19 protein-coding genes and 1 other annotated feature are annotated in these 22,816 nt (G+C 45.3%); of the genes, 4 read left to right on the plus strand and 15 right to left on the minus strand.

Annotated elements, in window-relative coordinates; genetic code table 11:
• Positions 1–7 precede the first annotated feature (7 nt).
• Positions 8–811: an ABC transporter permease gene (locus tag MHI15_RS10360; protein WP_076128755.1), complete on the minus strand. Its 804-nt coding sequence runs from the start codon at positions 809–811 to the stop codon at positions 8–10.
• Positions 812–916: 105 nt separating this feature from the next.
• Positions 917–1,693: an ABC transporter ATP-binding protein gene (locus MHI15_RS10365; RefSeq protein ID WP_036680296.1), complete on the minus strand. Its 777-nt coding sequence runs from the start codon at positions 1,691–1,693 to the stop codon at positions 917–919.
• Between the two features lie 327 nt (positions 1,694–2,020).
• Between MHI15_RS10365 and MHI15_RS10370 the strand changes: the two genes are divergently transcribed.
• Positions 2,021–5,122 carry an S-layer homology domain-containing protein gene (locus MHI15_RS10370; protein WP_341164389.1) on the plus strand — a complete coding sequence of 1,034 codons (3,102 nt, stop codon included), beginning with the start codon at positions 2,021–2,023 and terminating at the stop codon, positions 5,120–5,122.
• A gap of 432 nt (positions 5,123–5,554) precedes the next feature.
• Here MHI15_RS10370 and MHI15_RS10375 read toward each other — a convergent pair whose 3' ends face one another.
• The 3 genes from MHI15_RS10375 to MHI15_RS10385 form a co-directional block, all read right to left on the minus strand.
• Complete coding sequence (locus tag MHI15_RS10375) at positions 5,555–5,680, minus strand: hypothetical protein (protein WP_341164390.1); 126 nt, start codon at positions 5,678–5,680, stop codon at positions 5,555–5,557.
• Positions 5,681–5,743: 63 nt separating this feature from the next.
• Positions 5,744–7,027 (minus strand): ArsB/NhaD family transporter, encoded by a 1,284-nt coding sequence (locus tag MHI15_RS10380; protein WP_076128758.1) that lies wholly within the window; start codon positions 7,025–7,027, stop codon positions 5,744–5,746.
• Between the two features lie 164 nt (positions 7,028–7,191).
• Entirely contained in the window at positions 7,192–8,541 is a 1,350-nt protein-coding gene (locus tag MHI15_RS10385; protein WP_341164391.1) for an outer membrane protein assembly factor BamB family protein, read from the minus strand.
• Between the two features lie 246 nt (positions 8,542–8,787).
• Here MHI15_RS10385 and MHI15_RS10390 point away from each other — a divergent pair, with 246 nt between their 5' ends.
• A complete protein-coding gene (locus tag MHI15_RS10390) occupies positions 8,788–9,873 on the plus strand; it encodes an LLM class flavin-dependent oxidoreductase (protein WP_076128762.1) in 1,086 nt (361 codons plus the stop codon).
• A 61-nt stretch (positions 9,874–9,934) separates the two neighbouring features.
• Here MHI15_RS10390 and MHI15_RS10395 read toward each other — a convergent pair whose 3' ends face one another.
• Together MHI15_RS10395 and MHI15_RS10400 are read right to left on the minus strand one after the other, a co-directional pair.
• A complete protein-coding gene (locus MHI15_RS10395) occupies positions 9,935–10,174 on the minus strand; it encodes a hypothetical protein (protein WP_036680302.1) in 240 nt (79 codons plus the stop codon).
• Entirely contained in the window at positions 10,171–11,178 is a 1,008-nt protein-coding gene (locus MHI15_RS10400) for a TIR domain-containing protein (protein ID WP_175617364.1), read from the minus strand. Before MHI15_RS10400 ends, MHI15_RS10395 begins: the two co-directional genes overlap by 4 nt.
• A gap of 149 nt (positions 11,179–11,327) precedes the next feature.
• Here MHI15_RS10400 and MHI15_RS10405 point away from each other — a divergent pair, with 149 nt between their 5' ends.
• Positions 11,328–12,494 carry an N-acetylmuramoyl-L-alanine amidase gene (locus tag MHI15_RS10405; RefSeq protein ID WP_341164392.1) on the plus strand — a complete coding sequence of 389 codons (1,167 nt, stop codon included), beginning with the start codon at positions 11,328–11,330 and terminating at the stop codon, positions 12,492–12,494.
• Between the two features lie 94 nt (positions 12,495–12,588).
• On the opposite strand, the gene MHI15_RS10410 is transcribed toward MHI15_RS10405, so the two are convergent.
• From MHI15_RS10410 to MHI15_RS10425, 4 genes are all read right to left on the minus strand, one after another.
• Positions 12,589–13,881 (minus strand): Nramp family divalent metal transporter, encoded by a 1,293-nt coding sequence (locus tag MHI15_RS10410; protein WP_076219332.1) that lies wholly within the window; start codon positions 13,879–13,881, stop codon positions 12,589–12,591.
• 205 nt (positions 13,882–14,086) lie between these two features.
• Positions 14,087–15,766 (minus strand): glutamine--tRNA ligase/YqeY domain fusion protein, encoded by a 1,680-nt coding sequence (locus tag MHI15_RS10415; RefSeq protein ID WP_341164393.1) that lies wholly within the window; start codon positions 15,764–15,766, stop codon positions 14,087–14,089.
• A gap of 81 nt (positions 15,767–15,847) precedes the next feature.
• Positions 15,848–16,108 (minus strand) — a binding site (T-box leader).
• Between the two features lie 45 nt (positions 16,109–16,153).
• Positions 16,154–17,710, minus strand: coding sequence for an SAM-dependent methyltransferase (locus tag MHI15_RS10420; RefSeq protein WP_340011397.1), 1,557 nt, complete (start codon positions 17,708–17,710; stop codon positions 16,154–16,156).
• 55 nt (positions 17,711–17,765) lie between these two features.
• Positions 17,766–18,620, minus strand: a complete 855-nt coding sequence (locus tag MHI15_RS10425; protein ID WP_076193634.1) for a copper amine oxidase N-terminal domain-containing protein — start codon at positions 18,618–18,620, stop codon at positions 17,766–17,768.
• A gap of 164 nt (positions 18,621–18,784) precedes the next feature.
• On the opposite strand from MHI15_RS10425, the gene MHI15_RS10430 reads away from it, so the two are divergent.
• The gene (locus tag MHI15_RS10430; protein WP_076128773.1) at positions 18,785–19,969 is read left to right on the plus strand and encodes an oxalate decarboxylase family bicupin; all 1,185 of its coding nucleotides are present in this window, start codon (positions 18,785–18,787) and stop codon (positions 19,967–19,969) included.
• 18 nt (positions 19,970–19,987) lie between these two features.
• Here the strand turns inward: MHI15_RS10430 and arsC are convergent, their stop codons facing one another.
• The 4 genes from arsC to MHI15_RS10450 form a co-directional block, all read right to left on the minus strand.
• The gene (gene arsC, locus MHI15_RS10435; RefSeq protein WP_076280270.1) at positions 19,988–20,407 is read right to left on the minus strand and encodes an arsenate reductase (thioredoxin); all 420 of its coding nucleotides are present in this window, start codon (positions 20,405–20,407) and stop codon (positions 19,988–19,990) included.
• A 21-nt stretch (positions 20,408–20,428) separates the two neighbouring features.
• Positions 20,429–21,718, minus strand: a complete 1,290-nt coding sequence (locus MHI15_RS10440; RefSeq protein WP_312151011.1) for an arsenic transporter — start codon at positions 21,716–21,718, stop codon at positions 20,429–20,431.
• Positions 21,719–21,846: 128 nt separating this feature from the next.
• Positions 21,847–22,173, minus strand: coding sequence for an ArsR/SmtB family transcription factor (locus MHI15_RS10445; RefSeq protein ID WP_036680319.1), 327 nt, complete (start codon positions 22,171–22,173; stop codon positions 21,847–21,849).
• 81 nt (positions 22,174–22,254) lie between these two features.
• Positions 22,255–22,797 carry a GNAT family N-acetyltransferase gene (locus MHI15_RS10450; protein WP_341164394.1) on the minus strand — a complete coding sequence of 181 codons (543 nt, stop codon included), beginning with the start codon at positions 22,795–22,797 and terminating at the stop codon, positions 22,255–22,257.
• Positions 22,798–22,816 lie beyond the last annotated feature (19 nt).

Genomic DNA, 22,816 nt, shown 5'->3' on the forward strand with positions numbered 1-22,816 from the left:
TTCAAGGTTATCCGCGATAACTGTCTTGCCATCTCAACAACCGTCGTTCAATGTAACGAACAATGGAATCACTCAACAATCCAGCTACGGCAAAAATAATAATTCCCACGAACACCACTGGTGTGTCCGCGAATTGACGCGCGTCGGACATCATGTATCCAATGCCTGAGGTAGATGCAATAAGCTCTGCCACTACTAACCCCAGCCAAGAAAGCCCTAGAGAGAGACGCACTCCAAGAATAATGTTCGGCAGCGCTGCTGGAAGTACTAACCTGCCAATCTGCTTCAATCGGCTGAAGCCAAGTACCCGGGAAACTTCGAACAGCTTGTTATCCACGCCGCGAATTCCCATGAACGTATTGATATAAAGTGGGAAAAAAGCTCCCTTAGCAATCAATAGCACCTTCGACTCCTCACCGATCCCGAACCATAAAATGAACAGCGGTACTACCGCCAGACTGGGAATCATGCGGATCATTTGCAGGGAAGGATCTAACAGCTTCTCCGATCTGCGGAACAGGCCTACGAGAAGTCCTAACAGCAGACCCAGTCCACCACCTAGCAGGAATCCAGAAAAGGCTCTGACCAAGCTGATTCTAAAGTTCGGCCACAGATCGCCTGAAGCCGCTAAAGTTACAAAAGATTCCGCAATCGTATACGGCGTAGGGAACAGCATCTCCGAGATCATTCCATAATGCCCGAGCGTCTGCCACAGAATTAGCACACTGCCCGGCAGCAAAAGACCAAGTCCTAGTGTTGCCACCTTTCCGGGTCTTCCGGAAGTTCTTATGACTACAGCCCGATTTGTCATACTTTGAACCCACCTTTTTTCAGCTTTACAATCACTTTAAATAAACGGAAAGAGACCCTCGAATGTAATGCCTTCGAAAGTCTCCATGGGTATGGTCGACCTATTTTATATTCCGGCTCCGTCTGTAAGCTCTAGCTCATCTACCTTTTCAAAATAATTCAACACCTTCAAACGCAGCTCTTGAAAGGAGGTCGTTGTTTTTTTCCGTGGATACGGTAAATCTATCGGTACAATTTTACGTATTTTCCCGGGACGCGGCTCTAGAATCACTACCCGATTCCCCAAGAACACAGCCTCATCAATATCATGTGTCACAAAAATCATGGTTGTTTGGTTAGCCCGCCAAATGTCCAGCAATACCGTCTGCATATGAGCCCGAGTGAATGCATCCAGTGCACCAAACGGTTCGTCCAGCAGCAGTATTTTCGGATTGCGCAGAAGTGCACGAGCTATTGCCACCCGCTGGGCCATCCCTCCCGACAACTCGCGGGGATAAGATTTCTCAAATCCATTTAACTTCACCAGATCAATCAATTCATCGACCTTCCGCCTAACCTCCTTGTTCCCTAGCGGTAAATCAGAGGCAATATTCTTCTCAACGGTAAGCCAGGGAAAGAGGCGATGCTCCTGAAAAATAAAACCCTTATCGATCCCAGGACCCCCAATCTCCGCCCCTTCCAGGGTGACACTGCCAGTGTACCCGCTATCCAGACCGGCTACGATGCGTAATAGTGTACTTTTTCCACAGCCGCTGGGGCCGATGACTGTAATAAATTCGCCCTCCTGTACATGGAGATCTACATTATGGAGTGCTTGAACATGACCACCGGCAGACTCAAAACGTTTATTTAGGTTCGAAATAGACAGCAACGCTTCTCCCACCTTGACCCCTCCTTTAATCTGTATGGACAAAAAAACAGAGGCATTGCGTTTTTAACATTCGCAATACCTCTGTAGGAACAGTCGGCAATCATTATTCAAAGTAAATCAATTGGAATTATAATATTTAAAATATCATCGATTTTATAAGCTGTCAACAAAAAACAAGCCCTTTTATGGAATAGAAGTGGAGTTATTTCTAGTTCATAAGTTAGAAAAGCAATGAATTTAATCACTTTCAGTAGGATGAAAGTATTAAAAAACTTTGCTTTTGCGTCGATATAATGAAGTAAGCTTATGACAAATTGGTTCTAAGGAAGGGGCTTTTGCTTGAAAAGCATATCATTAAAATGGGGAGCAACACTTGTTGCCCTTAACACCTTGTTCGGTGGTACTCTCTATGCATCTGCAGCTGAAATCACTCCACCGTTCTCCGATTTAACCGAAATACAACAGACGAAAAGTGCCGCAATCCTCGAGGCTGCTCGTCTAGGATTGCTTAAAGGCGATCCCAATGGACAATTCAGACCCACTGCGACTATGACTCGCCAAGAGCTGGCAGCCATTTTAGCGAAGACCTTAAAGCTAGATTCCTCAGTGAATTCCGCTTCTTCCTTTAGAGACGTATCTGATTCCAGTTGGAGTGTCTCCGCTATTGAGGCTGTTAAAAAGGCAGGATTTATGGAGGGTGATCTTACAGGTAATTTTAATCCATCCAGACCTGTAACTAGAGAAGAGCTTGCAGTTATATTTGTACGTGCCATCCGCGGAACTGGAGCACAAGGCGGACAAGCCAACAAGGTTAATGACGAATCCACAATCAGCAATTGGGCAAAAGAGTATACTGATGTCGCACTACGTCTTAAACTTATAGACTCTCCCGAAGATATGTTCAGCCCCAAAGGTACTGTTCAGCGGCAGGATATGGCTTCTTTTCTGCTGAATATTTTTAAAGAAGAACAACAAACTGCAACGATCGACAATATAGATGGAGATTTCATAACGATCAATGGCACGCCTTACCTCATTGAAGGTACACTCAAAGAATTAATGGGTGATAGCAACCATGATGCTTTAAGAGGAGCTGTCCTTAAGTTCAATTCCTTGAATCGTCATGTAGATGGTTTGCAAGAGCTTGAAATTGTACAAAAAGGGGTTCAACTAAATACCTCCGGCTTTCCCTCCGGTTCTTTGCTCAATATTTCTGGAAATGATGTTGTTATTAAAGGTAATGTTACCGGTGATCTAAAGATTAAAAATGGCGTTTCGAGTATAACTTTTCAGGGCCAAATTGGGCAGATCATTGTGGACTCTATAACTCCAGTTACTATTCATGGCAGCGGTCCCCTGCAAACCTTAAAAATAGTCGAAGGCGGCGCTAGGATCACCATCGATCCCTCCTTGTCTATTCAAAATCTGCAGTTGCCTGGCAACAGTCTGCCTTCACATTTCATAACAAATTACACAGCCATTCAAGATAATATCCAAAAGGTTCAAAATGCATCTGGAGCCGTTGCTCCTGTGTATACTTCGTCCACGTCTGCTAACGCCGTGAGCGATCCGACTCCTGAGCCTACTCCAGTCGCGACTCCTAGTCCTACTCCGGCGCCGACTCCGAGCCCTACTCCCGTAGCGACTCCTAGTCCTACTCCCGTAGCGACTCCTAGCCCTACTCCGGTGACGACTCCGAGCCCTACTCCCGTAGCGACTCCTAGTCCTACTCCGGTGGCGACTCCTAGCCCTACTCCGGTGGCGACTCCTAGTCCTACTCCAGTGGCGACTCCTAGTCCTACTCCGGTCGCGACTCCTAGTCCTACTCCGGTGACGACTCCTGAGCCTACTCCAGTCGCGACTCCTAGTCCTACTCCGGCGCCGACTCCTAGTCCTACTCCGGTGACGACTCCTGAGCCTACTCCCGTAGCGACTCCTAGTCCTACTCCGGTGACGACTCCTAGTCCTAGCCCTACTCCGGTGACGACTCCTAGCCCTACTCCGGTGACGACTCCTGAGCCTACTCCAGTCGCGACTCCTAGTCCTACTCCGGTGGCGACTCCTGAGCCTACTCCGGCGCCTACTCCTGAACCTACTCCCGTAGCGACTCCTAGCCCTACTCCGGTGAACCATGCACCAGTCGTGCAAAATAATATTGATCCAATATCTGCTCTGATCACAAGTGGTGTCCAAAACGTCGACATCAGTAATGTGTTCATTGATCCGGACGGCGACCCGCTTACATTCGCAGCTGCATCCTCTGACGCTAGCGTTGCCACTGTATCTGTAAATGGGAATCATCTCAACCTTGTGCCGGTCGATTCAGGCACAGCCATGATTACAATAACAGCAATGGACGGCCAAGGTGGCGTTAACACTGCTACTTTTGCATTCACTGTAACGTCTAATCAGCCACCAATTGCGATATCTGGAATCACTACTCAACTCTTAACACCAGGTATCACTGCACCACGTACATTTGATCTGGCCCAGCTTTTTCAAGATCCCGACAATGACATGCTTACTTATTCAGCTTCTATAGATAACGTAAATGCTGGTACACTTAGCCTTAATGGCAACACTCTGACGATAACTCCGGCAGCTAATAGTTCAGCTAGTGGTTTAGTGACCCTCACAGCAACGGATGATAAAGGAGGTTCAGCTACCTCAACTTTCACCTTGATTACAGCCCAGCTTGTAAACAACGGCTTTGTGCCAATAACCACCAAGCAAGGTGTATCCAATATTTCCTTCGATATTTCCAAGCTGATTCCTAATCAGAGTCAATTTAAAGTGTATACAGAAAGAAGCACAGGTTCATTGAGCGGACCTGCAACTCTGAATGGAGCTATATGGAATGGTCCTACAAGTCCAGGAACGGTATGGATAGTAGGTTTTGATGGCAAAGCGGTTGTATTATCTATAAGCGTGGCTTCACAGGGTACCTCCGAGCTATTCTTCTCAGAGTATCTGGACGGCGGTGACGGCAGAATCGCAGTTGAGCTGTACTATATAGGAAATGGTAATCCCGCAGGAAAAGCAGAAGGTTACACCCTTGAAGTCCACCAATTTATGAAAGCCACCCAAACCAAACAGGTTTATTCCCGGCCATTATTCCCTGTACCTGTAGCAATGCCGTATATGTTTATAGATTCTACTTTTGGGGACGCATTTGATTTAATGAATATCTCCTATTACAATGATGAACTGAGTCTATATAATCCAAAAACATATAATATTACAGCATTAGTACTGAAGAAAAACGGCCAAATCGTGGATGTTCTCGGTGACCCTACCTCTACTCAGCAATTCCTCTCCACAGGTGGAACTATTGTCCGTAAATCTGGTATATACACTGGATCACAGCAGTATTCACTTGAGGGCGAGTGGAATCAATATCCCAAAGGAACTTACCAGTATTTTGGAAGCCATACTCCTTAAACAGCCCTTTCTAATGTAAAAAACAAGCAGGCAGTGAGCCTCCAGATATTGGAGAAACACTGCCTGCTTGTTTATCTGCATTGCGTAGGGTTAAGTCGACTTTGGGTAAACCTCGGAATAACTCCTCCGCATCCCCTCCCGTATATTTTAATTACCGAATCTAAACCCAATCTTTGATTTAGTTGCATTCTGTACACTTATTTCGTATAAAAAAGGGATTGTCCTGAATATAACTGTATTCTATACAATTAAAATCCAGAAAAATCACCTTTAGCTGAGGAAATCATGAAAATAAGTGTACTGAATACAGCTATTTTTTGGGGACAATTTATTCGATGAGTTATAACTGTACAAAATACACTTATATGCTCCCACCGTTACTCCAACCTATGTCTACCACTTCAAAATCTGCATTTTGCCTCCACTTGTTACTTATACTTCTGCATCTACTTCCACTACTTCCTCAACTTCCGCTACTTCCACTACTTCCACTACTTCCACTACTTCCTCTACTTCCTCTACTTCCACTACTTCCACTACTCCTTCTACTTCCTCCACAACTTCTACCGTTTCAAAATATCACTTCAAGCATATCGCTCCCCCGGCTCTTAGCAACGCTGCTTACATCAGATATCTTAAATATAAATACACGCTGGAGATCACAATGGACAACAGCATTAAAGGAAATCCGACCTTCAAATACTTCATGAATGTAATCGGGTACCCCTCTTTTCCTGCCAAACCTGCTACGATCAAATTAGCACTCGCACCAATCAATGTGCCATTGCCACCCAGACAAGCGCCTAAGGCCAAACTCCACCATAACGGCTCCAAATTGCTGATCCCCATATTGCCCATCTCCTGAATCAGCGGGATCATAGTTGCTACAAAAGGGATATTATCCAGAAATGCCGAGGTAATGGCGCTGACCCATAAAATCATCATTGAGCTCATCAGCACATCACCATTCGTTATTTCAATCGCTTTTGCTGCCAGCTCTGCAATCACACCTGTCTCTACAAGCCCTGACACCAACACGAACAGTCCGATAAAAAAGAAGATCGTAATCCATTCTACGCTGTGAAAAGCTTTTTCCAGCATATGTTCCCCTCCGGTCAGCAGCAGCAGTAAAAATGCACCAGCCAGTGCAACCGTAGCGGACTCCAAATGTAACGCCTGATGTAAAAAGAACCCGGCAATCGTAATTGCCAGTACGATCAAACATTTTCGCAGCAGCTTATGATCCGTAATCATAACCTTCTCATCCATGTCCATGATGCTCTGCTGCAGTTCAGGTGTAGTTTTAATTTGTTTACCGAACATCAATAACAGCAGCGGGATATACGCCAAAACAATGATGATAATCACGGGTGTCAGATTGCTAATAAAAGCCATGAAGGTCAGCTCCTTAACCGCACTGCCAATCATGATATTAGGCGGGTCTCCGATCAAGGTTGCCGTTCCGCCTACATTAGATGCGATAATTTGTGACATCAAAAAAGGCAGCGGATGTATGCGCAGTTGTCTTGTAATACTGAAGGTGACTGGCACCATAAGCAGCACTGTCGTCACATTATCCAAAAAGGCTGAAGCCACTGCGGTAATCACAAACAAAGCAATCAGTATTCTCTTCGGCTTCCCCTTCGCCAACTTAGCTGATTTCACAGCTGCGTATTTAAAGAGCCCCGTGTCAGCGGTAATCCCTACAATCATCATCATTCCTACAAGCAATCCTATAGTATTAAAATCGATGTGCTGCAGTGCCGTCTCCTGATCCACAATGCCCATCGCTATCATGACGATAGCTCCTAACATCGCCAGAATGGTACGGTGAATCTTTTCGGAAATAATAAGTCCATAAATCAGCAGAAAAATGCCTATCGCCCAAACCGCTTGCTGTTCCATAATATCCCTCGGTCCTTCTATGTAATTTCGTTAACTTACAGTCTACTCATACTATAACCTTATTATCATAAAATAGATTTGTATTTTTCGCACTGGGATTGTGGAATCATTCCACTAAAAAACGACTCTGCCGGATGTTTATCGGAGAGCCGTTGTAGATTCGGTTATTTCATTTTCAGAGCCTGAGGCTCCTTGAAAGCAGTTAACTTCCCTTTACTCTGCACAATAATCATCCCATCCTCCAGCAAGGTTGGGCCGAATACTCTACCTGATGTTTTGAGCTGCACGATAGGTTTGGCGGTAATTAGATCAATAGCAACCAATTTCCCATCGGTCTGGGCAACATACATGCCATGTCCGAGCAGATCGAAGCGGGCAATCGGATTGCTGATTCCTCCGTACTGGAACACAGATTTATTAGACATTTTAACACCATAGATGCTCTGTTCGTTACTAAAAAGAATTCTTCCATCATAAGGACCCGCCGCGTAGGATAACTTAGCTCCGATGGATTCATACGAATAATTATCTCGTGTTACGGCAGCTGGATCAACATTTACTGGGTAGCCATAGACTCCTTTTTGTCCCCCAATATATATCCTGTCCCCAATGATCCAGGCTCTGCCTCCGCTAGTCATATATTCTTCTTCTGGTTTCGGATGATTAGGATCTATATGAGCGGGGTTATACTCTACAGCCTTTACAAGCTTACCTGTCTTCACATCCAAATGATCGAGTGTCGTCAAAGGAAGAGGGTCTACCAATGTAGCTTCCCGTTGTGAGATAAGCGTAGTCCCCTCTGCTGCAATCGGAAGACTATGATTACCACTATTCCAAAGCTCTTTACCTGTTGTTCGATCAAACGCATGTAAAATGTCATACGTATACGCTCCGGACTCTGAGTTTTGAGCTAGCACCAGATTCCCCTCAACCATAAATGGTTCAAACAGCATTTCGCTGAAATTATCGCGCCACTGCAACTTGCCATCTTTCAGATTGTAGGCTTGAATATCGCCATTAGCAGCGAATAGCTGCTCTTTATCAATTAACAATTTACTGACACCTTTACTGGTTGCCGATGAGCTCCATTTATTTTTGCCCGTAGCCGCGTTAACTGCATAGATCGTACCTGCCTCCGAAGTGACGTAAGCCACGCCATCCTGATAGAGCAGCGGCGTTGTTAATTTGGAGCCGTATTTCCACATTACTTTTCCAGTCTGGACGTTAATTGCTAAAAGCTGACCCTTTTGAAGGATAAAAGCTTTGCCCGCTCCGACTGCAACAACACCCTTACCCATGATATAATCCGACGGCACATCTTTCAAAGCTGGCAAATCCATTGTTGTTGACCATTCAACCTTCGCAGCAGGCAGGTTTGCATAGTAATCATCACCATTCGAGCCTATAAAAGAGGTGTGTGGATCAACCGCAGCTGCTTGTACCGGTACCATAAGCAATACCCCTAAACCAATAACCGCAGTACGAAGATAAGATTTCAATATTGTTCCTCTCACCACCAAACTCCTCCTCATATAAGTAACTGCCTCATTTGGATAGCTTCTTAAAATCAAATATAATAATATTGGACGAGCAGGAAATAATCCTTATGGATTATTATTCCATTTTGTCAAAAATAACAGAAGAAATCAAAACATTTACTCACAAACTTACATTTTGTAAGTCATTGTGTTATAATAATCACATTCCTCCATACACGGACAGGCTTTAGCAAATATATGAATAACAAGGGGTTTGTGAGCATGAGTAACGAAGCAACCGCAGCACCAGCATCCGATTTTGAATTTGGTATCTATACCTTAGGAGACATCGTAGCGGATTGTCATACAGGGAAGAAGATCAGTCCAAAACAACGTCTCGACGAAGTTGTAGCTGCAGCTAAGCTGGCAGATGAGGCGGGACTTGATGTATTTGGTGTAGGTGAGCATCATCGTCTTGATTTTGTAATTTCTTCGGTGCCAGTGGTGCTGGCTGCCATTTCTCAGGTTACTAACAGAATTAAACTAACGAGCGCAACAACCGTATTAAGCACCATTGATCCTGTACGGGTGTTCGAGGATTTCGCCACACTTGATTTGCTGTCGAATGGACGTGCAGAGATTATTGCGGGGCGTGGTGCTTTTGTGGAGTCTTTTCCGCTCTTCGGGTATGAGCTTGAAGATTATCACCGTCTATTCTCCGAGAACATCAATTTACTCTTGGAGCTTAACAAACATGAAGTTATGAACTGGGAGGGCGCCTTCCGTTCATCGCTGAAGAATTCGGAGATTGCTCCACGTCCATTACAGGAGAATCTTCCGCTCTGGATTGGTGTAGGCGGTTCTCCAGAAAGCGCGGAGAAGGCCGGGATGCTCGGGACCGGAATGGCTATCGCCATCCTAAGCGGCAGTCCAGAGCCTTTTCAAGAGCTTGCCGCAACCTATCGGCGTGCCGGAATTCAAGCAGGACATCCACCTGAGGATCTAAAGATTGCGATCACTAGCCACGGTTACATTGCTGAAACCTCACAGCAGGCTTTGGATGAATATTACCCTTACTACTATAGTTACCGTAACTCTATCAGTCCAAAACCGGGTCAAGAGTACAAGGTGTCTCGTGATGACTTTGGGCGATATGTATCTGCTGATAACACGATGGCTGTGGGCAGCCCGCAGCAAATTATCGAAAAAATTCTCTATCAGCATGAGCTGTTCGGTCATAGCCGCTTTATGACTCAGCTCGATATCGGCGGCCTTCCTTACGCTCAGGTAGCCAAAGCCATTGAACTTTTGGCAACAGAGGTTGCACCTGTAGTACGGCGTGAGATCGCCAAGAAGAACAGCCGTTAGAATGGAATACCAAAAAGGGGCCCTCAAGCCAACGGCTGAGGCCCCCTTTTTATAAAAAAAATCACGCAAAGGATGGTTTATTATTATCTACTTTTCCGCTGATAAGCTTCTTATATTCGTCGTCTCCGCCGTCCAAAGAAGGTGCAGTATAAATCTGAGCTGAAGCTGGCTGCTGAGCAGAATGACTCGAGCCCGCTTTTCTTTTGGTGCTTTTGTCATCGCCGCCTGCACTCCTGCTCCCACCACTCGCAGATCGGAGAACAGCATCGGATAAGCTGTTAATACCTTTTATTCTCTTCATGCTGAATCCTCTCCTACTAAATGATTGATGGTACGGAATAAATCCTGATTATTCCCAACTACCGCCTTAAGATCATCTGCAGATAATCCATCACTTCCTGAGAAATGAACGGAAAGAACATACTTCTTACCTAGAGGATAGCATAGGATATATACCTCTGCAACTTCCGTGCGTTGAAAAAAAGTCCATTTACTCGATAAAAATGCATCTACCACACTAGGCTGCTTCTCATTCCCTTTCGTTACAGACAAGGGATAGGAGTGACCGCGTCCGACATTCCCCCCCACCTGAACAAGTTGTTCCTTCTCTTGTGCCTGCCAGATGGCTGCACCGATTACACGACAATGCTTCGGAGGTAAAAAGGAATTGCGTATCGCCTCACTAAGTGCGTGATATTTATCTCCATTCTCGGAGATGGTCACATTACTATTATATTGCCAAAAAAAATGAAGGATACTTTCCTTGCGCCTTAAATCCATCTTTAGCTGCTCTAAATCTTTAAGCGGGTCACGGAATCTTCCACGCTCTTGAATACTATCAATAATCTTACCACAGCTCACATCCACAGCAGCCGTAGGATTATCGTGATGCACTTCATACTCTAAAGATGTAATTCCCGCTAAATCAGATAGCAGATGATATTCTTCTACATTTTCTCCAGGGATGAGATCATCACGCGCAGTTACCTGATCAGGCACTAGACAAAAAACACGGCTGCGCCGTAATCTAGCCCAAAACAAACCCATTTCAAACCCCGTATTATCGCGGGTCACATAATAATATTTACCACGGATTTTGGCAACATCATCTGGCGAGAACACAAATACGGCAAAATCGCTCTCATCCAAATTTCGCTCCAACGCCTCCATAGTGTATTCATTCGCCCGAAAAGCGTTGGCATACCAAGGATGCACTTCAGCATCCCTCTTCAGCTGCTCATGAATCGCTCTTGCATAACGTATAGACTCCCTGGAAGATCCAATGAATAGCTTTGGTTTAGTCACGGCAATGCTCCTTCATCCTCTTTCCCGATATGTAATAATTATACAAGTCTTTAGACCACCAGAAAAGAGGCCATATTCTCAAAAAATATTATTCTAAACCTCGTAAATTGGGTAAGGAATTACGACTACTCTCAAAAAGCGAGGATACTATGAACAAAATGATAGGTGTCACCCTGCTCACAGCTTGCCTTTTGGGTATAGCAGCGCCACAGTCTGCTGAAGCAAAGACAGCAGCGGGAAGTTATACCGCACAGGTATATGCGAGTTCTTTAAATGTACGCGATGAACCGGCTAAGAATGCAACTGTTGTAGGATCAATTAAGAATGGGGCTCGGGTTACTGTGACTGATGAGCAGCACGGATGGTTAATGGTTAAGGCGGGGAGCACCTCTGGCTGGGTAGCGGGTTATTACCTAAAAAAGGTGAACAGCAACTCCCTGCAATCCAGCGCTTCTGGAACGTCTATTGCTACTAAAACCAATACTGCCTCGTCAACATCAGCCAATACTTCTAGTAGAACTTCAAAGGCTACAGTCACGGCTGATTCTCTGCGCATCCGAAGTGGCCCAGGAACTCACTATAAGGTGCTCGGTTCTTTAAAAGCCAAGGATACAGTCACTCTCCTTCTTCATCAGAACGGCTGGGCTCGAATTCGCACAGTCAGCGGTGAAACTGGTTGGGTGGCAGAGCAGTATATCCGAAGTGGAAGCACATCAAGCAGTACAAGCAGTACAAGCAGCATAAGCAGCATAAGCACCGTCCAGCATAAAGGCGGACTACGAGGAAAGCTGATCGTCATCGATCCTGGTCATGGCGGCAGTGATCCGGGCATGCTTGGCACTACATATAACACCATGGAAAAAGATTTGAATCTGCATACTGCACTTTATGTCCGCGATGCTCTTGTTGCTAAAGGAGCACGGGTAGAGATGACGCGCACCCGAGACGATCAGAAGCCGACGTTAACTCGTCGTGTTCAGATGAGCCAAGCCCTGCGTGCTGATGCTTTTGTAAGCGTTCATTATAATTCTTCACCTAAAAATGTGTCCGGAACGTTGACCTTCTTTTATTCAGAAGCGGATGATTTGAAGCTGGCGCGGGCGATTGAAACCCGGCTGGGGCAAGGCATCGGTCTGAAAAGCAACGGGTTGTCCTTTGGCGATTATCACATCCTAAGGGAGAATCGGATTCCAGCTACCTTGGTTGAGCTTGGATTCCTTACCAATCCTACAGACGAGTCCATTGTCCGCAAGGCCTCCTATCAGAAAAAAGCGGCTAAAGCCATCGCTGAAGGCGTTGCGGATTATTTTAAATAACTGGCTGGAACAACACTCCAAAAAAAGCCCGACCCATGTATCTCTCAGGTATGATCTGAGGAGATCTGTGGGTCGGGCTCTTTTGACTGCTTCCTTATACGAGCATTTGATAGACCAAGAACAAGTTCAACGATACAACCAGACCGGAGATAATCCAGCCCAGAGTGGCTGTCATTTTGCGATTCACTAACCCGCCCATAATCTGGCGATTGCTTGTAAACACAACCAGCGGAATCAACGCGAACGCAATCCCAAAGGACAGGATCACCTGACTGATCACGAGTGCTTTGGTTGGATTCACACCAAAACCAATGATCGCTAGTGGCGGAATGATGGTAATCGCACGGCGCAAGTACAGGTTAATTCTTTTGTTGATGAAGCCTTGCATAACCACATCGCCAGCCATAGTCCCTACGGAGGAACTCGACAGTCCCGCAATGAGTAGTCCCAACCCAAACGAGATCGCCGTTACTGGCCCAGCTAAGTGACCAAATTGTTGAAACGCGACATCCAGATCCTCAACCACGAGACCATTTTTGAAAAACAATGCCGCGGAGACAATAACCATAGCCAGATTTACTGCACCTGCGATAATCATCGCAATAATAATATCTATAAATTCCAATTTGAAAATCTGTTTTTTCTCCGATTCATTCACCCCGACGATACGGTTCTGTGTAAGTGATGAATGCAGGTAAATCGCATGTGGCATCACGGTTGCACCTAGAATTCCTGCGGCCAATAGGATGCTGTCCACCCCTTCAAACTTAGGTGTAAACATGCCTACGGCAACTGCTCCCATATCCGGTTTAGCTACAATAACTTGAAAAGCGAAGGCTAATACGACTATAAGGATCATCGCGGCAATCCCTGCCTCTAAGGAGCGATATCCCCGGCGTTGCAGCTCTAAGATAGCAAATGAGCCCACCGCAGTAATCAGTGCTGCTGGCAGCATCGGAATATCAAATAAGAGATATAGTCCTAATGCCGCCCCGATAAACTCTGCCAGATCCGTAGCTATAATCACTAGCTCACTTTGAATCCATAAGAAGATCGATACACTCTTCGGAAAACGATCATGGGCGATCTCAGGCAAGTTCTTGCCTGTCGCAATCCCCAGCTTGGCGGATAACGCTTGGATTAGCACAGCCATTAGATTAGAGGCCACGATCACCCACAATAAGAGATATCCATATTTGGAGCCCGCCGTAATATTGGTGGCAAAATTACCTGGATCCAGATAAGCAACAGCAGCGATAAAAGCTGGGCCTAGAAAAGGAAGTAATCGTTTAATCCCTTTGATCTCCCCGTTAAGTACGGCTTGTGCTGAAATCGAGTTCTTATGTTGCTTTATATGTGGTTGTTCTACTAAAGTTTGTTCGAGCATTTCAATTCCTCCTCTTGCCCTGAAAAAGTTGTCTATATACACGAAAGTTTCCCCTGTGCAACTTATATTTAAAGTATATGCTTATTTCTGAAAAATGTAAACATGTTTCATATGGAATTTTCATTTGCTTGTTCACCAACGACTAGGCACAAAAAAAGCTGGACGATGATCAGGAATTACCCGATCTTCGCCCAGCTTAAGCTGCTTATGAATTTTTCTTCCATGTGTCCTTCAGCGGTACTATCCGGTTCAGCACCAGCTTATCTGCCGTGGTATACTTCTTATCCACGCAGAAAAATCCATGCCGGATCAATTGAAACTTATCCTCTGGTCTTGCGTTGCCCATCGATGGCTCCAGCAAACAATCCTTCAGGACCGTTAAGGAATCTGGATTAAGATACGCGTCCCAGCGCTCACCGTCTTCTTTAGGACCGTCGTTATCTTTCAGCAGACGCTCATATAGATGAACATCAGCCTTGATAGCCTGGTCTGCCGATACCCAGTGAATGGTTGCCTTAACCTTCCGTTCATTAAACCCGCTTCCGCTCTTCGTTCTCGGATCATAGGTGCAGCGAAGCTCTAGGATTTCTCCGGTAACTTCATCCTTGATTACTTCATTGCACTTTATGAAATAAGCACCCTTCAGCCTTACTTCGTTCCCCATAGTCAGCCTGTGATACCCTTTTGGCGGCTCCTCCATGAAATCTTCTTGTTCAATATAAAGGGTTCGTGAAAAAGGAACCTCTCTTTCTCCAAGTGACTTATCTTCACTGTTATTCTCAATCGTCAGCCCTTCGTTATGATCTTCAGGATAATTAGTAATGACCACTTTTAAAGGCTTAAGAACAGCCATCACACTTGGAACCTTTGCCTTCAAATCTTGTCTAAGCGCATGCTCTAACATGGCAATATCCACAATGGTGCTATTTCTGACAAAGCCAATTTCCTTCACAAAATTCCGGATACTCTCCGGCGTAAAACCTCTTCTGCGTAAACCGCGAAGCGTAGGAAGTCTCGGGTCATCCCAGCCATCCACATAATGGCCTGTAACCAGCTGTCTGATATACCGTTTACTCGTCACAACTCCGGTGATGTTCACCCGTCCAAACTCTCTTTGCTTAGGAGCCTCAGGGATATCCAGCTCCTTCAATACCCACTCATAGAGCGGCCGATGATCCTTAAATTCAATCGAGCATAAGGAATACGTAATCCCTTCGATAACATCTTGTATAGGATGGGCAAAATCATACATCGGATAGATACACCATTCGTTACCCGTTCTATAATGCTCCGCATGAATGATTCTGTAAATCACCGGATCACGTAAGTTGATATTAGGTGAGCTCATATCTATTTTAGCCCGCAACACTCTGGCTCCCGTTGGATAATCTCCAGCTTTCATCTCCGTAAATAACCGCAAATTCTCTTCCACAGAACGCTCCCGGAACGGGCTGTTTTTTCCCGGCTCCGTAAGCGTCCCTCTATAGGCTGTCACCTCTTCAGGTGATAAATCACAGACATACGCCTTTCCTTTTCGGATTAACGTAACTGCGCTATTGTATATTTTCTCAGAATAGTCTGATCCATAAAAAATATAGTCCGGTGGATAGCCCATCCATTGAATATCTTCGATGATGGCATTTACATACTCCAGATCCTCTTTTAAAGGATTGGTGTCATCAAAGCGCAAATGGAACTTCCCGCCATACTTTTTCGCAGTCGTATAGTTCGTATGAATAGCATACGCACTGCCAATGTGCAGATACCCGTTAGGCTCCGGTGGAAATCTCGTGCAAATATCTCTACTGTAAGTCCCTGCTTCCAGCTCTTCTTGAATCAATCTGTCGATGTAACTCTCTGCTAATACTTCCGGTTCCTCGTTCATTGGTGTTACCTCCTGTTTATAAGTGATATCCGCCTGCTTAATCTGCAAAATAAAAAGAACCTCACCTCCAAGACTTATGGTCTTGGGGACGAAATTCTCGCGGTACCACCCCAGGTTCATTAATATGTCGCCATATTAATCTCATCAAGTACGGCAAAACATCTTGCGCAGTGCTTATACTCTAGCTCTATAACAGGAGCTCCCGTCATACCATCCCCTTAGTCCGGTTCCGATATGCCGCTCAGAGGCTTGTTTCGATAAAATCTCCCTTACCCTGTTCTCATCATCCAGGGCTCTCTGTGAAGGAATGATTTCATGTACTCTTCTCGTCATCGCGTTTGATTATTTTGTATAGGATACCAAAAAGATAACCCTATGTAAATGTGCTTATTCCCCGCTAAGCGCCGTTAGGAGCTCCAATACTACTTCATTGTCAGGCTCTGCAGCCAAAGCTCTACGCGCGTATTCCAATGCAGCAGCTTCAGCTCCTAGCTCATAGTTACAGATTGCCATGCTATACAGCACTGATGCCAATGGTTCTTCCGTACTCGCATGCATGGAGCGTTCTAAGTAACCCAATGCTTCCGCGAATTTATCCATTTCATACAGCAGCAACCCCGCATCTAGCGACAGATCATAACTCTGTTCCATCGGATAATAGCCCGTCCACATCAACTGTATACCTCGCTGTAGATCCAGCATTTCTTCATCACTGGCACCCGGCAGCAGCTCCGAAATCTGTTCAGCGCTATGGATAAACCATTCAGCATCATACCCACCCAAACGCCAAAAGGCCAAAATTTGCTGCAGCCCCATCGTATCTAATTGCTGATCCATCCATTCCTTCATACTAAAGAAATCATCCGGGCCAAAACGTTCTATAAACCGCTTGTAACCCAGCCGAGTGTTTGTATAGCTCAGCGGTGTTGGTAGCATAAGAATACAGCCGATGTTCAGGTTTTTATAGTGATGACTGGTGAATATTGAATGCGCCCCTTTTTGTTTCAGCACATGCTCTATCGCATGATAATTCGCGGTCAAAGAGAAGCTTCCGTGATGAATCAGCAATGGAGGTTCTGCAAATTCCCAGTTCTCTAAGCGATGGTCTCCCTTATCCGCTGTAAGCAGCACGAATCCCTCTGTAGAGAGCCGCGCAAGCCGCTCCAGACAAGTAAGCCCCACCACCGGAAAGAGTATATGTGAATCCTCCAGCTTCTGCTGATAAAGCGCTATAACGTCATGATAGGGATAAGTCTCCTCTTCATAACTAGCCGCACGCCTATAATGGTACTGCGGGATGATTTTGCCGAGCGCATCGGAGGGGTTATCCGGATCAACTTCCGCCGAATACTGGATCGAAACCTCACATTCATATATTTTTCCTTCATCCACATAAATTAATTCTTGCGGAATGCTGTCAAAAAAATAATTTGCCACAATCACCAATGGCTGCTGTAAATCACCCGGCCGAATGCTGAGCTTAGCGTGTACTAAATGTAGTTCTACATCCTGCACAGCATCAAAACGAGCGAAGTCCAAAATACCCTGCTCTACGTAAGGAAGTAGGCTCGGGTGCTGCTGCCAGCTGGATATGTTTTTGGAAGGCAAATCACTCATCACATAACGAAAAGGAGGAAGAGGAATATCTGCGTAGTCTACGATTTCACATAACTTTTTAAGCACATGGAAGGCTAACCGGCCTGCTCCCGCTCCAAGTTCTAGAATCGTAACGGTCTCTGAGAGATGCCCTTGTCCAGCCCGGTCTTGCAGAAATCCAAAGATCATCTCTGCGTATGCTGTCGCAATCATAGGGTTACTCGTGATGTACTGCGGGACCTGATCATTATTCCAAGCCTTTAATCCCTGCTCTTCATAATATGTTCGTTGCAATTCCCAAATCGGTGCTTCGCTGAAGCGATATTGCTGCTCTTTGTTCCCTGTCATCTGTTTCTTTACCCGCTCTCTGTCTAGCTTGTTTGAATAATCTATAGCAATTGCCTTATTGCGCTCTCAAGGTGCGTGACCTGAAAATGACGTATTCAGCCTCTGTTGGTATGTTAACGGAAAATGATAATAATGCCGTCTTGGAGGTTGAGGAATCAGGTCCTTTCAACGTTTGATAAAAAGAATTCCCTTTACTGTCCACACTCACCAGCTCTAATTCCGCATTTCCTTTAGGGATGATGAATCCGGAGGTATTTTGCACGCCTAAGGTCAATCTATATTCTTTCCCGGATTGAGCCTGCGTTAGCATAGTAGGATATAACGGATACGGATGTGCTGTCGTTTCGAGTGGATAAGGAGCAAGCGCACGATCTGCCTCAGGCTTCACCCATTCCTCCCCTTTTCTGGCTCCAATACCAAGGGTTAATTTATTCACATTATTAAATTGCACTTCCCAGCGAAAAGACTTAAGCCCTTCTAAAATGGGGGACGCCGGAACAAACAGAGTGCCATCCTTTATCTCTGGAGCAACGCCTAATGAATCTACGGTCTCCCCATTAAAATCTGCCTCTAGCTGCCCTGCTTTAATATTTCCTACCGATCGGTCCAGCAGTGAAACAGTAATACTCTTGCTCAGAGCGTCATAGAGCAAATCTGCGCCAATCGCATTGGAGAAGGCTCGAATCGGCACCATTAATTTACCTGCTTTGAAATAAGGGGCGAGTTTACCTGGAAAAAGCACGTAATATCCCCCGTATGACAGTGGCATTACCTGTGTCCCTAACTGGACAGCTGCCGACACCGATGTAGGTGTAACCGCAGATCCCGCGGCGAACATAATCACTAATAGACCTATTACGTAAGCTTTTATTTTCCCTAATCGTTGTAAGGACTCCTTGATGTGAATCATCACAAACCCCTCTCCAGTTCATCTAGAACCTTAGCCTCTATTAGTAATAATCAATGATGACCCTACACATGTCAACTTGTACCACTTCTGCTATCCATCATAAAAGACAGCATTCCGCATATATTTTCATTGAACTCTTAAGGAACAAGAAAGGAGAACCTCTTATGACTTCTGCTGGACAGGATTCGGCAAACAAAACAAACATCCCCCAGCCCATCCGAAGCGATGGCACAGGGGGATTAGATAAAGGACCCCGCGATGTTATGCGGGATCTTGAGAATCCGGATATGTTCGTTCCTCCGGTGACTGATGCGGGCCTGGTTCCCAATTTGAAATTTTCTTTCTCTGATGCGCATATGCAGCTTAATCATGGTGGCTGGTCCAGAGAAGTAACCGTCAGAGAACTCCCTATCGCAACTACACTGGCAGGTGTGAATATGAGCCTGACCCCCGGTGGAGTACGAGAGCTTCACTGGCATCAGCAAGCGGAATGGTCTTATATGCTGTTAGGCCGCGCTCGGATTACTGCTGTGGATCAGAATGGACGGAACTTTATAGCAGATGTAGGACCTGGTGATCTATGGTATTTTCCGCCGGGTATTCCTCACTCTATACAAGGTCTTGAAGAAGGCTGTGAATTTCTCCTTGTCTTCGACGACGGAAGCTTCTCTGATCTGAATACCTTGTCTATTTCCGATTGGTTCGCCCATACGCCTAAAGAGGTACTTTCAGCTAACTTTGGAATACCTGCCGAGGCCTTTGACTCCATCCCCACTGAACAAGTCTATATTTATCAGGATCAAGTTCCCGGCTCATTACAAAGCCAAAAGGTGCAATCGCCGTATGGAGAAATTCCACAGAGCTTCAAACATTCGCTGTTGGCACAGCCTCCATTGAAGACTCCTGGCGGGAGCGTCAGAATCGTTGACTCCAGCAACTTTCCGGTCTCCAAGACCGTGGCTGCTGCACTGGTAGAGATTGAACCTGGAGGAATGAGAGAGCTCCACTGGCACCCCAACAACGATGAGTGGCAATATTATCTTACCGGAAAAGGACGGATGACTGTGTTTGCCGGAAACGGTGCAGCACGTACCTTTAATTACAGGGCTGGCGATGTTGGGTATGTTCCTTTTGCATTTGGACATTATATTCAGAATACAGGAGAAGAATCGTTGTGGTTCCTCGAAATGTTCAAAAGTGACCGTTTTGCCGACGTCTCTCTGAACCAATGGATGGCTCTCACTCCCCATGAATTGGTTCAAAGTAATTTGAACGTTGGGCCCGAAGTGATCAATGCCTTACGGAAAGTGAAATGGCCAGTGGTGAAATACCCTAAGTTAAAAGAATAGGTTACTTTCTCCCTTTGCTTATTCACCCGTCTCCGCAAATTGTTTGATTCTTTCACCAATCTGGTCACGCACATGCTGGAACACTGCCCACTTCTCTTCATCACTCCCTTGCGCTTTTGCCGGATCATCGAAGCCCCAGTGTTCCCGTTTGACCTGCGGAGGGGTCATTGGACATTTATCCGCAGCATCTCCGCATAAGGTAATGACCAGATCGGCATTGTTCAGCAGATTAGCATCAATAATATCCGAAGTCTGGCCGGAAATATCTATGCCTACTTCGCTCATCGCTTGTACAGCTTTTGGATTTAGACCGTGAGCTTCAATACCTGCACTGTACACACTCCATTCTTCTCCTAGATATTGCTTAGCCCAGCCTTCAGCCATCTGACTTCTGCAGGAATTCCCTGTACATAAAAAATAAATCGTTCTCTTGTTCATCTTGATCTTCCCCTGTCCAAATTAGTTAATCAACAACCACATATAAAGACCTAAAAGCGTAATAAATAACGTTGGAATGGTTAAAATAATACCTGTCTTAAAATACGTTCCCCAAGAAATCTTCACGCCTTTAGCCGAAAGTACATGTAGCCACAGCAGTGTGGCGAGTGAGCCAATCGGAGTGATCTTCGGTCCTAAGTCCGAGCCTATAACATTCGCATATATTAAAGCCTCTCTAATGATTCCAGTGGTATGCGTCGCATCAATGGCAAGCGCGTCAATCAGAACGGTAGGCAGATTATTCATCAGCGATGAGATCAATGCAGCTATGAAGCCCATACCCATCGTTGCGGCAAATAAGCCCTGATCAGCAATAGACCCAATCATCTTAGCAAGTAAATCCGTCAGCCCAACATTTCGAAGTCCATATACTACGACATACATTCCGATAGAAAAGAACACAATCGCCCAAGGCGCTCCGGTAATCACTTCTTTCACCTTGACGTAAGGGCTTCTTCTCGCGAGAAGCAGGAACAAAATAGCTATGATCCCCGCAACCACAGATACCGGAATACCCAAAAATTCGCTGACAAAATACCCTACCAAAAGAACAGCCAATACAATCCATGACAGCTGGAACATTTTTTTGTCTTTAATCGCCTCATGCGGATCTTTTAGCTGTGAATCGTTAAAGTGCTTGGGAATACTTTTTCGAAAAAAGAAATAGAGCACTACGATGCTCGCCACAAGTGAGAACAGCGTAGGTATAATCATCTTGCCTGCATACTCCATAAACGTAATCCCGAAAAAATCCGCTGATACGATATTGACCAGATTGCTGACCACGAGCGGCAATGAGGTGGTATCGGCAATAAAACCGCTGGCGATAATAAACGGAAATACTTTTTTCTCATCAAAATGCAACGCCCTTACCATCGCAAGCACAATAGGCGTAAGAATCAGAGCCGCTCCATCATTCGCAAAAAATGCAGACACTAACGCACCAAGAACGATAACATACACAAACATTCGTCTGCCATTCCCGCGGGCAGCCCGCGCCATATGTAAAGCAGCCCATTCAAAAAATCCGATTCGATCCAGAATTAAAGAAATCAGAATAATAGCCACAAACGCTAAAGTAGCATTCCACACGATCTGCGTTACATCCAGAACATCATTAAAGCTGACTACCCCAGCTAGCAAAGCTATGCTCGCGCCACCGCAGGCTGACCATCCAATTGATAAATTACGGGGCTGCCAGATTACAAGGATTAAAGTTACTAAAAATATAAGGATAGCTACAATAGCCAAAGTGCCATCCCCCTTTTACTGCAAATCCACATCTTTTTCAACACTCCTATATAAGCATGTGACTTCAATCCAACATCATTATATAACTATATGATTATATATAAATCAAAAAAATCCTTACCTGAAATTTAGTCGCAGCATGGCTCTTTAGCCTCTTTATTCAGTTCAGCCAATATCGATTTGGTACTAGGCATCTGTTGAAGAACAGCCTTAAGATGTGGTTTATCCTCGACATTTAACGAATAATGTACCCACTGTCCCCGCTTGCTTTCCCTAACGATTCCTCTACTTTTCAATTTCCGTAAATGCTGGCTAATCGCCGGCTGGGAAATGTCAAAGATATCAACGAATTCACACACGCACCATTCCCGCTCTTTCAGAAGAGAAAGCATTGCCAATCGGGTCTTATCTCCGAACAGCTTCAAGTCTTCAGCAATTTCCGTTAGTGTCTGCATTCCTTCTCTCCTCCTCTTGAAAGTATATAAGCTAATACTTATATTCTAGTAAACTTACCATTGGGAAGCAAGAGTTAATTTTTAGCGGGCTACCGTCCACTCATGCTCCAACATACTGAACATCAAAGAATCCCGCCATCCATCTTTAATAAGCAAAGCATCTCTTAATCTTCCCTCATAAGTCATACCTATCTTGGTGAGTACCTTGGATGATCCGCTATTTCTAGGGTCACAGGTCGCATATATTCGATGTAGTTGCAGTTCTTCAAAGCCAAATTTCAACATTCGTCTGGCCGCTGCTGTAGCGACTCCCTGTCCCCAGGCATCAGGATGGACAATATAGCCGATTTCGCCGCTTCTGTCCGTATGGCTTCTAATATTTAATTCAATCATGCCGATCAAATGTTCAGTTCCTACTGCAACTATGGCTTGCGCGAACCGAGTTCTGGGAACTTTTTGAGAGTCTTCTATTGCTTGGTTCACAAATGAAAGGGTCTGATCAGCAGTATTTGGACCCCAAGCTTGAAAACGGCATACACGTTCTTGTGAACAATAGGCATGTACATCTTGCCAGTCCGTAAACTTCAGTTCGCGTAGATAGATAGATTTTCGCTCTAGCATCATCATCTTCCCCCTCAGCGTT

The sequence above is a fragment of the Paenibacillus sp. FSL H7-0918 genome (assembly GCF_038007025.1).
Taxonomy (GTDB): Bacteria; Bacillota; Bacilli; order Paenibacillales; family Paenibacillaceae; genus Paenibacillus_AQ; species Paenibacillus_AQ odorifer.